General features: G+C 72.1%; 8 protein-coding genes. 4 read left to right on the top strand and 4 right to left on the bottom strand.

Annotated features, from left to right (window positions below; translation table 11 throughout):
* The first annotated feature begins 122 nt into the window (after positions 1 to 122).
* The gene (locus ETD85_RS56200) at positions 123 to 1958 is read left to right on the top strand and encodes an N-acetylmuramoyl-L-alanine amidase (RefSeq protein ID WP_138698038.1); all 1836 of its coding nucleotides are present in this window, start codon (positions 123 to 125) and stop codon (positions 1956 to 1958) included.
* 57 nt (positions 1959 to 2015) lie between these two features.
* Positions 2016 to 2738 carry a Clp protease N-terminal domain-containing protein gene (locus tag ETD85_RS56195; RefSeq protein ID WP_138698037.1) on the top strand — a complete coding sequence of 241 codons (723 nt, stop codon included), beginning with the start codon at positions 2016 to 2018 and terminating at the stop codon, positions 2736 to 2738.
* On the opposite strand, the gene ETD85_RS56190 is transcribed toward ETD85_RS56195, so the two are convergent.
* Positions 2735 to 4081, bottom strand: a complete 1347-nt coding sequence (locus tag ETD85_RS56190; RefSeq protein WP_138698036.1) for a N,N-dimethylformamidase beta subunit family domain-containing protein — start codon at positions 4079 to 4081, stop codon at positions 2735 to 2737. The two genes, ETD85_RS56195 and ETD85_RS56190, sit on opposite strands and share 4 nt — an antisense overlap.
* A gap of 52 nt (positions 4082 to 4133) precedes the next feature.
* Positions 4134 to 5036 (bottom strand): lactonase family protein, encoded by a 903-nt coding sequence (locus tag ETD85_RS56185; protein WP_170247393.1) that lies wholly within the window; start codon positions 5034 to 5036, stop codon positions 4134 to 4136.
* A 52-nt stretch (positions 5037 to 5088) separates the two neighbouring features.
* On the opposite strand from ETD85_RS56185, the gene ETD85_RS56180 reads away from it, so the two are divergent.
* Positions 5089 to 5979 (top strand): bifunctional helix-turn-helix transcriptional regulator/GNAT family N-acetyltransferase, encoded by an 891-nt coding sequence (locus ETD85_RS56180; RefSeq protein WP_240780058.1) that lies wholly within the window; start codon positions 5089 to 5091, stop codon positions 5977 to 5979.
* Here the strand turns inward: ETD85_RS56180 and ETD85_RS56175 are convergent.
* Entirely contained in the window at positions 5948 to 8134 is a 2187-nt protein-coding gene (locus ETD85_RS56175; RefSeq protein ID WP_138698033.1) for an MMPL family transporter, read from the bottom strand. The genes ETD85_RS56180 and ETD85_RS56175 overlap by 32 nt on opposite strands.
* A 64-nt stretch (positions 8135 to 8198) precedes the next feature.
* A complete protein-coding gene (locus ETD85_RS56170) occupies positions 8199 to 9017 on the bottom strand; it encodes an SDR family oxidoreductase (protein WP_138698032.1) in 819 nt (272 codons plus the stop codon).
* Between the two features lie 94 nt (positions 9018 to 9111).
* Between ETD85_RS56170 and ETD85_RS56165 the strand changes: the two genes are divergently transcribed.
* Positions 9112 to 9705: a TetR/AcrR family transcriptional regulator gene (locus tag ETD85_RS56165; RefSeq protein ID WP_170247392.1), complete on the top strand. Its 594-nt coding sequence runs from the start codon at positions 9112 to 9114 to the stop codon at positions 9703 to 9705.
* Positions 9706 to 9865: the final 160 nt, after the last annotated feature.

Raw genomic sequence — 9865 nt, 5'->3', positions numbered from 1 at the left:
CTGTTTCCCCGCCGCCGGGCCGGCCCGACCGTCCGAAATTGCCACAAGAAACCGGAAAATCATCACATTTCGCCCCCGGTTGAGCAGGCGGCCGTGCGACGGTGCAGGTGGAGGTGGTTGTGATGACCACGATGCCGCAAGCGTTCGCACAGGCCGCACGGAGACATGGCGTACCGGAGAGCATCCTGCTCGCCGTGTCCTACCTGGAGTCGCGCTGGGACTGCAACGGCGGCCGGCCCAGCACGGGCGCCGGATTCGGCCCCATGCACCTCACCGACGGCCCCGCGATGAGCATGTCGCGCCGCCATCACCTGGACGGCGAAGAGGACCTGCGCGGCGACGACTCCCGTCCCCCGCCGCATCCCACCGTGCCGGCGCACAACGGCTTTTCCGCGTCCCTGCACACCCTGGAGCGGGCCGCGGAGCTGACCGGGGAGAGCCTCGAGCGCCTGCGCGAGGACCCGGCGGCCAACATCGACGGCGGAGCGGCGCTGCTGGCCGACTACCAGCAGGCACTCGGCGCCCCGCCGAGCGCCGACCCCGCCGACTGGTACGGCGCGGTGGCGCGCTACTCGGGCGCTTCGGCCGAGGAGGTCGCGGCGGGCTTCGCCGACGAGGTGTACGAGGTCATCCACGAGGGCGCCGCCCGGATGACCGACACCGGTGCGAGGGTGACGCTGCCGCCCGCTCCCGAGGTGCACCCGTCCCGCTCCTGGCTGGCCGGGCTGGACCTGCCCCACCTGGCCCGCGCCGACGCCGTCGAGGCCCCCGCCGAGATCTGCTGCGAGTGGGTACCGGCGCCCTACAAGAGGGTCCCGGACGGCAAGTACGGCAACCACGACATCGCCGACCGCCCCGGCGGCCCGGCCATCCGGTACATCGTCATCCACGACACCGAGGAGTCGTTCGACACGACGCTCAGCCTCGTTCAGGACCCGGCGAGGTTCAGCTGGCACTACTCGCTGCGCTCGTCCGACGGTCACCTCGCCCAGCACCTGCTCACCAAGGACGTGGCCTGGCACGCCGGCAACTCGTACTTCAACTCCACGTCGATCGGCCTGGAGCACGAGGGCTTCCTCGCCGCCGGCGGCCTCTGGTACACCGAGGCGATGTACCGCACGTCCGCCAAGCTGGTGCGTCACCTGGCCGGCAAGTTCGGCATACCGCTGGATCGCGCCCACATCGTCGGCCATGACAACGTGCCCGGCCTGACGCCGGAAAGGGTGCCGAAGATGCATGAAGACCCGGGCCCGTACTGGGACTGGGCCCACTTCTTCGACCTGATGGGCGCTCCCCTGTGCCCCGACGGCGACGCCGGCACGGCCACGGTCATGATCCTGCCCGACTACGACCGCAACCGTCCGCACTACATCGGCTGCGACGACGAGCACCCCGAGGCCACCTGCCCGCCGCACGGGTCCGCCTCGGTCTGGCTGCACACCGCGCCGCGCGGGGAGTCGCCCCTCGTGAAGGACATCGGCAAGCACGCCACGGGCGAGTCCTCCTACAGCGTGTACGACCACTCCGCCCGCGCCTCCACCGGCCAGCGCTACGTCGTCGCCGAGCGGCGAGGGGACTGGACGGCCATCTGGTACCTGGGCCAGAAGGCGTGGTTCCACAACCCGGAGTCCGATCCCGTGGCCGTGCCCAGTCGTACCCGCATCGCCACGCCCCGGCCGGGGCTGAAGAAGATCCCGGTGTACGGCCGCCCGCAGCCGGAGGCGGCGGCGTACCCGCCGGACGTGGAGGTGCAGCCGCTGGTCCCGCTGCAGTACGAGCTCCCGGCCGGGCAGTCGTACACGGTCGGCCTGACCACCACCGGCGAGTTCTTCAAGGCGACGACCTTCGACCCCACGCTGCATCGCGTGGTCCGCGGCACCCAGGAGTACCACCAGATCCAGTTCGGCCACCGCCTCATGTTCGTCAGGAGCGAGGACGTCGTGGTGACCGAGACGTGAGCACGGCAGCGTCAACCCAGGGTTGACGATAGTCGATCGTCAACCTAAGGTTGACGCATGGACAGCAGCATACGTCTCGACGACCTCATCACCGTGATCAAGAGCCGGCACCCCGACGGCGACCCGCTCGGCGAGCTGACCGACGCCGTGACGCTGGGCGAGCGCATGGGCGAGGTGGCCGACCATCTCATCGGCCACTTCGTCGACCAGGCCAGGCGCTCCGGCGCGTCCTGGACCGACATCGGGCGCAGCATGGGCGTCACCAAGCAGGCCGCGCAGAAGCGGTTCGTGCCCAAGGACGGCGGCGGCTCCGGGTCGATGGCCGACGACCTGCGCGCCTACGCCCGTTACACCGACCACGCCCGCGCCGCCGTGGTGCGCAGCCAGCAGGAGGCCCGTGCCTCCGACCACGACCACATCGAGGCCGGCCACATCGTGCTCGGCCTGCTGCACGAGCCGGAAGGGCTCGCGGTCAGGACCATGGTCACGTTCGGCGCGTCGCCCGAGGCGGTCAGGGAGGCCGTCACGGCGGTGCTCGGGCCCGGCGGCGGCAGCCCGACGGAGTACATCCCGTTCGCCGCGCAGGGCAAGAAGGTCCTGGAGCTGACCCTGCGCGAGGCGCTGCGGCTGGGCCACGACTTCGTGGGCACCGAGCACATCCTGCTCGGCGTCCTGTCGCTGGAGGAGGGCCCGCTGGTGGACGCGCTGAAGGGGCTCGGCGTGACCAAGGAGCCCGCCGAGCGGGAGATCCTGCGGGCGCTCGGCGAGAAGGAGCGTTAGGGCAGGCCGGCCGGCCCCTCGGCGAACCTCGTCAGCAGATTGACCGTGGAGCGGCGGGTGAAGGCGGCGGCCCGCTCGGTGACCCCGTGCCCGCACCGCCTTCCCCGCATCGCGCACACCCAGCGCATCGTGCCCGAGGCGAACACCCCCGCGCCTCCTCGGGCCGTGTAGTAGGTGCTGTGGCTGACGGTCGCCCGGCCGCCGCAGGACAGCGGCGACTCGGCCAGCACCTCGACGTTGCGCGGCGAGCCCGGCGAGACCTTGTCGGTCTCCACCCCGGCCATCCCGGGGAAGCGCCGTCCCCGGGTGCCGGCGAAGATCCAGTGGCCGGGCCTGCGCACCCGGTAGACGCCCTCGGCCGGGAAGCAGTCGTACATCTGCCCCACCAGCGCGCTCTCCGGCTCCGACGCGCGCCACAGCTCGCACAGGCGCTCCTTGTCGCAGGCGACGTTCCTGCCGTGCAGGGCGATCCGCCAGTAGACGGCGTTCGCGCCGAGGAAGGCCAGGTTCGTACCGTGGTCCCTGGCCGCGGTGACCGCCCTGCGCATGCCGGGCGACCAGTACTCGTCGTGGCCGAGCGAGACCACCGCGCGGGCGCCGTCGAGCGCGCCCCGCTCCAGGTCGAGGCTGGTCAGGTACGCCAGCGGCACGCCGCTGCGCTCGGCCACGGCCAGCGCGTCCTTCTCGAAGTCCAGGAAGAGGCGGGCGCCGGGGCCGTCGTAGGGGCGGTCGAAGGTGACGGTGCGCGAGCGGTCCTCGTACCCGCCGGGGCCCTTGTAGAGGCTGCGCCCGCCCCACAGGTTGTAGGCCTGCCAGGTGGTCACCGCGTTCACCAGCACCACGCGGCCCGCGGCCGAGGCCGAGCGCACGGTGATCGGGACGTAGCGCTGCGCCCCGGAGGAGGCGTCGAGCCTGATCAGGTACGCGCCCTCCGCCCACCTCCCGGTCTCCACGGTCAGCGAGGGCTTCCAGTGGGCGGCCGTCACGGTGCCGCCCACGATCCGCATCGGCGCCTGCCGTACCCCCCGGACCTGCGCCGACTGCCACACCTTGACCGGGTTCGCGCCCATGCGGAAGGCGCTGGCCGAGAAGCGCGGCGCGGTGGTGGAGACGTGCAGCCTGAACCGCTCGCCGGGCAGGACGCTCACCTGGTCGGCGTAGCCCTCGATCTCGTGCTCCGCGCCGCGCCGGGTGATGCGCCAGGACTCCTGCACGTCCACGCCCGCGTCCGGTGCCGGGGCGGCGTCCCCGGCGGCGGCCGAGGGGGCGGCCGAGGGGGCGGGCACGGACGGCGCGGAGCAGCCGGCGACCAGCAGGACGAGGACGGCGAGGATCTTCAGCACAGGCCCATGGTCAGGATCGGCCGCCCCGGGGAGCCGCGACTTGGCGAACTCCTTACATGATCAGCACACAGGCCGGGCTTTCCACCTCGTGCGCCTGACCGGTGGGCTCGGGAATGCCCTGTTCGAGCTCGAAGACGGTCACGACGTTCGAGCGCTGGTCGGCCACGTACATGCGCTCGCCGTCGATCGCGAAGTGCCTGGGCCACTCACCGCCGGTGGGGATCTCGGCCACCGGCGACAGGTCCTCGGCGCGCAGCACGGAGACCGTGTCGGGGCCGCGGTTGCCGACGTAGACGAAGTCGCCCTCGACCTGGAGGTGTGAGGGGAAGTTCGGGCCGCTCTCGCGGGAGGCGGGCACGGTCGTGCGGAGCTCGCCCTCGATGAGCGTGACGGTGCCGTCGAGCTCGCCCGCCACGTACAGGCGCGAGCCGGCGAAGGCGAAGTGGCGCGGGCCCGAGCCGGCGTGCATCTTGATCGGCTCCAGCGCGGTGCCGTCGTAGCGGTAGCGGCGGATCTCGTCGGTGCCGAGGTCGGAGACGTGCAGCACGTCGTCGTGGAAGACGGCCTGGTGGGCGTGCGAGCGCTCCTGGCGCTCGGGGTCCGGCCCCGAGCCCTCGTGACGCAGCACGATCGGCTCGCCGGTGAACGCTCCGCGCGTGTCGAGCCGGCACAGCAGGGCCGTGCCGTCGCCGTAGTTGGCCACCGCGAGCAGGCTTCCCGACGGGTCCACGGCGACGTGGCAGGGGCTGTCGCCCTCGCTCGGCCGCTCGTCCAGCGGCGCGAGCCGCTCCCCGGCGCTGAACGCCGTGAGCCAGCCGCGTTCGAGCTCGCCCACCGCGTACAGCACCGGGAGCGAGGGATGCGCGGCCAGGAACGACGGCGCCGCCACCCTCGTGAGCTCTCCGCCCAGGGTGACGATGCCGGGGCCGTACCCGCCTATGTACACGTGCTTCACAGTGGGGATCCTCCTATGGTTGACTAAGGCAATGAGTTCGTTGACAAAAGCAATGGTCTCTGAGATCAGAGCCTTCAACCGGTTCTATACGAAGGTGATCGGCGCGCTCCAGGCGGGCATGCTCGACTCGCCCTACTCCTTGACCGAGGTGAGGGTGCTGTTCGAGCTGGCGCAGACGGAGCAGATGGAGACCGGCGAGCTGCGCGGCCTGCTCGACCTGGACGCGGGCTACCTCAGCCGGATCCTGACGCGCTTCGAGGTCGACGGGCTGATCTCGCGCGAGCGGTCGGCGTCGGACGCGCGCAAGCAGGTCGTCCGCCTCACCGCCGCGGGCTCCGAGACCTTCGGCGGGCTCGACGAGCGCTCGGGCGGCGAGATCGAGCGGCTGCTGTCCGGCCTGTCCGAGGAGGAGCAGCGGCGGCTGGTCGCCGGCATGACGGAGATCAGGAGACTGCTCGGCGGGGCCGGCGAGCGCGAGCCGTACGTGATCAGGGCCCCGCGCCCGGGCGACCTGGGCTGGGTCGTCCACCGGCACGGGGCGCTCTACGGCGCCGAGTACGGCTGGGGCATCGACTTCGAGCAGCTCGTCGCCAGGATCGTCGGCGACCTCGACTTCTCCAGGGACGCCGGGTGGATCGCCGAGGTGGGCGGGGAGCCGGTCGGGTGCGTGTTCTGCGTCCACGTGGACGAGACGACGGCCAAGCTGCGGATACTGCTCGTCGAGCCGTCCGCCCGCGGTCTCGGCCTCGGACGGCGGCTCGTGGAGGAGTGCCTGCGGCACGCGCGGGCCGAGGGCTACCGGCGGATCGTGCTCTGGACGCGCGACTGCCTGGAGAGCGCGCGGCGCATCTACCAGACAGCCGGGTTCGAGCTGGACTCCGAGGAGAAGGGGATGGAGAACGGGATCGAGGTCACCGAGCAGATGTGGTCGCGCGACCTCTAGGCCACCAGTTGAGCGGGCCGGCCAGGCGCATCAGGCTGGGCACCAGCACCGCCCTGATCACCGTCGCGTCCACCAGCACCGCGACCGCCATGCCGACGCCCAGCATCTGCACGAACGTCACCTGGGCCGTGGCGTAGGCGGCGAACGTGAGCGCCAGGATGCCGCCGGCCGCCGTGATCAGCGGCGCGCCCCGCTGCAGGCCGGTGGCCACGGCCAGCTCCGTGTCACCCGTCCTGTCGTACTCCTCCTTGATGCGCGACAGCAGGAACACCTCGTAGTCCATCGACAGGCCGTAGGCGACGCAGAGCATCAGGATCGGGATGCTCGGGTCGAGCGTGCCCGTCGGGGTGAAGCCGAGCAGCCCGGACAGGTTGCCGTCCTGGAAGATCCAGACGATGGCGCCGAACATGACGCCGAGGCTCAGGACGTTCAGCAGGGTCGCCTTGATCGGGATGATCAGGCTTCTGGTCATCCCGAACAGGACCAGGAACGTCACGCCGAGCATGAGCGCCAGCACCAGGGGGAGGCGGTCCACGACCGAGGCGCGGTAGTCGGCCAGCTCGGCCGGGTAGCCGCCGACCATGACCGCGAAGGGCGGCTCGACCGAGCGTACGGACTCGACCAGGCGTACGGGGTCGTCGGCCAGGGCCGCGGCGGAGGGGACCACGGACAGCCACGTGCCCTGGCCGCCGCCCTGCGGCCGGAACCTGGACGGCTCGCCGTCGCCCACCCGCCGCCCGTCCGCGAACGAGCCGGCGACCGTGTCCACCTGGGCGACGCCGGGGAGCCGCGACAGGGTGAGCGCGTATCCGGGGACGTCGCCCGGCGCGGCGGCCGGCGCGATGAGCTGGATGGCGTCGGTCTCCTCCGCCGGGAAGGACTGGCGGATCACCTCCTGGGTCTGCCTGGACGACGCCTCCACCGGCAGGATGCGGTCGTCGGCCACGCCGAAGCGCAGGCCGAGGAACGGCGCGGCGAGCACCAGCAGCACGGCCGTGGCCACCCCGCCGAACACCAGCGGCCTGCGCATCACCAGCAGGGCCAGCCGATGCCAGAACCCCGCGTCGCGCTCGGGCCTGACGCGCTTGGGCAGCATCGTGCCGCCGATCGTGGCGAGCACGGCGGGCAGCACGATCACGGCCGCGAACAGGCCGCCCGCGACGACGGCGATGCCCGCGTACGCGAAGGAGCGCAGGAAGTCGAACGGCAGCGCGAACAGCACGGCCAGGGACGAGGCCACGGTGAGCCCGCTGAACAGCACGGTCCGGCCCGCGTGCTCGACGGCCCCGGCCACCGCGCTCGCGCGGTCCTTCCCGTCCCGCGTCTCCTCGCGGAAGCGCTGGATCACGAACAGGCAGTAGTCGATGCCGAGGCCGAGGCCCATGGCCAGGGTGAGGTTCAGGGCGAACGTGGAGATCTCGGCGAACAGCAGCACGCCGCTCAGCAGTGCCAGCCCGATCACCATGGCGACCACCCCGGCCAGGATCGGCACCAGGGCCGCCATGGCCCGCCGCTGGTAGAGCCAGAGCAGCACGAACGCCAGGGGGAAGATCACCAGCTCGGCCCGGACGAAGTCCTGCCTGGCCAGCGGCACGGTCTCCCTGAAGACCTCCTCCCCTCCCCCGGCGCGCACCTGGAGCAGGCCGGTGCCCTCGGTGATCTCGGGCACGAGCCTGGGCAGCACCTGGGCCCGCACGTGGTCGGCGTCTCCCGGGATGCGCACCACGATCAGGGCGTGCCTGGCGTCGTCGCTGCGCAGGGTGGCGGGCTTGCCGCGGGTCCAGTACGAGCCGGCCTCGGCGACGCCGTCCTCGCGGCCGATCCGCGCCGTGAGCTCCCTGCCCGCGGCCTCGACGGCGGGGTCGTCCACCGTGCCGCTCCTCGCGGTCACCAGGAAGATCATGTCCGGGCTGCCGGTGCCGAACCGCTTGACCAGCTCGGCCTGCGCCCTGTCGGACTCCGAGCCCGGCGCCTCGAACCTGGCCAGCGACAGCCCTGACGCCGCGCCCGCCGCGAGCACGGCCGCGACGATCAGCATGGCCAGGGAGAGCGCGAGGACGAGCTTGCGGCGGCGCACCAGGAGGTGGCCGAGCCTGCGCAGCGGCGGCCCGGTCGTGGCCGCGCGGGACGGGCGGGCCCGCGTGTTCACCGCCATGCCGGCACCGCCATCGGGGTCGCGGGGGCCGCGAGGGCCGCGGGGGTCGCCGGGACCGCGGGGGTCATCGTCCGAGTCCCAGCGCGTCGGTGACCAGGCGTTCGAAGTCCTCCTGGGAGTTGTCGTGCCACAGCCGGTAGATGAACTGGGCGTCCGTGCCCACCAGCCGGCGGTAGACCGCCTCCGGGTCGTCGATCGCCCCGGCGATGGCGTCGGCCACCTCCTGGGGGTCGCCCCTGCCCGCCAGGGAGCCGTCGAACGCCGCCCAGAAGCGCTCGTACGCCTCGTGGTCGCGGTGGTCCCGGGTGAACGCGGCGGCCTGGCGGGAGCGGCCGCGGATCGAGGTGCTGTAGTTGCCGGGCGCGACGAGGACGACCCGCAGTCCGTACGGCCTGAGCTCGAAGCGCAGGGCGGCCGACAGCGACTCCAGGGCGGCCTTGCTGGCCGAGTAGGCGCCTTCGAAGGGGACGCCGACGGAGCCGGCGATGGACGAGACGTTGACGATCACGCCGCCCGGCGTCATGTGCGGGGCGAGGGCGCGGATGAGGCGGACGGGGCCGAGGACGTTGGTCTCGAACTGGGCGCGCAGCTCGTCGTCCGACAGGGTCACGACGGGGCCGCGCAGGATGTATCCGGCGTTGTTCACCAGCGCGTCGATGGCCCGCGTTCCTTCCAGCGCCTCCGTGACGCCTGGTTCCGTGACGTCGAGACGGGTCACCTGGAGGGGCAGGCCCTCGTCGGCGGCGGTGCGGCGGAGCCGTTGCGCGCCTTCCGCGTGCGGGTCGCGGACGGTGGCGATCACGCGATCGCCCCGCCTGGCCAGTGTGAGCGCCGTCAGCAGGCCGAACCCGCTGCCGCACCCCGTGACGAGGACGGTTCTCATGGGTCTCCCGATCCAAAACTCGGTAAACTACTCGCGTTTGTGTTCCTGGATCAGAAATACAAGTAAATGCTCGCATTTGTCAACGAGGAGACCCATGCCCGAACGCACGGTCCGTCGGCAGGCGCGCGGCCTGAAGCGCATGGCCGAGATCCTCGACGCCGCCGAGACGGTGATCGCCGAGGTCGGCTACCCCGACATGACCACGAACCAGGTCGCCGCGCGGGCGGGGATGTCGCCGGGGTCGCTGTATCAGTTCTTCCGCAACAAGGAGGAGATCCTCGACGGGCTGGTGGTCCGCTACACCGATGACCGCCAGGAGTTCTGGGCCGCCCGGCTGGCCGTCGTCACGCCGGACATCCCGCTGGAGGCGCTGGTCGGGCAGCTCGTGGACGAGAGCGTCCGGTTCAAGAGCGAGTCGCCGGCGTACTGGTCGCTGCTGTACGGGACGGCCACCGGCGACCAGCTCGCGGCGGCCTCGCTACGGCTGCACGCCGACATCGCCCGGCAGATCGCCGCCATGCTCCAGCGCCGCAGCCCGGAGCTGCCGGACGATCGCGCACAGCTCATGGGGACGATGGCGCTGGCCATGGTGAAGGCGGTGATGCCCATGATCGCCTCGACGACGGCGGAGGGCGGCGCCGAGCTCGTCACCGAGCTGAAGGTCATGCTCGTGCGCTACCTGACCTGACCCCCGCGGCCCCAAGCAACCCGGCCCAGCCTCCCGGCGCATGCCGGGGGCGGCCGTGATCAAGCGCCGACGGTCTCCCGGCCCTCGCGCGGGCTACGCGCGCGTCGGTCTCCCCCGGCCCTCGTCGGGGCGGCGGAGGTCGGCGCGCCCTCCAGGGGCC

It is taken from the genome of Nonomuraea zeae, from assembly GCF_005889725.1.
In the GTDB taxonomy this organism is placed as follows: Bacteria; Actinomycetota; Actinomycetes; order Streptosporangiales; family Streptosporangiaceae; genus Nonomuraea; species Nonomuraea zeae.
This window is presented reverse-complemented; position numbering and strand designations above follow the sequence as displayed.

Bases quoted from the DNA above. Each gene is read 5' to 3' on its own strand.
- ETD85_RS56200 (WP_138698038.1), top strand. From the start codon at position 123: ATGACCACGATGCCGCAAGCGTTCGCACAGGCCGCACGGAGACATGGC.
- ETD85_RS56195 (WP_138698037.1), top strand. From the start codon at position 2,016: ATGGACAGCAGCATACGTCTCGACGACCTCATCACCGTGATCAAGAGC.
- ETD85_RS56180 (WP_240780058.1), top strand. From the start codon at position 5,089: ATGGTCTCTGAGATCAGAGCCTTCAACCGGTTCTATACGAAGGTGATC.
- ETD85_RS56175 (WP_138698033.1), bottom strand. From the start codon at position 8,134: ATGGCGGTGAACACGCGGGCCCGCCCGTCCCGCGCGGCCACGACCGGG.
- ETD85_RS56170 (WP_138698032.1), bottom strand. From the start codon at position 9,017: ATGAGAACCGTCCTCGTCACGGGGTGCGGCAGCGGGTTCGGCCTGCTG.
- ETD85_RS56165 (WP_170247392.1), top strand. From the start codon at position 9,112: ATGCCCGAACGCACGGTCCGTCGGCAGGCGCGCGGCCTGAAGCGCATG.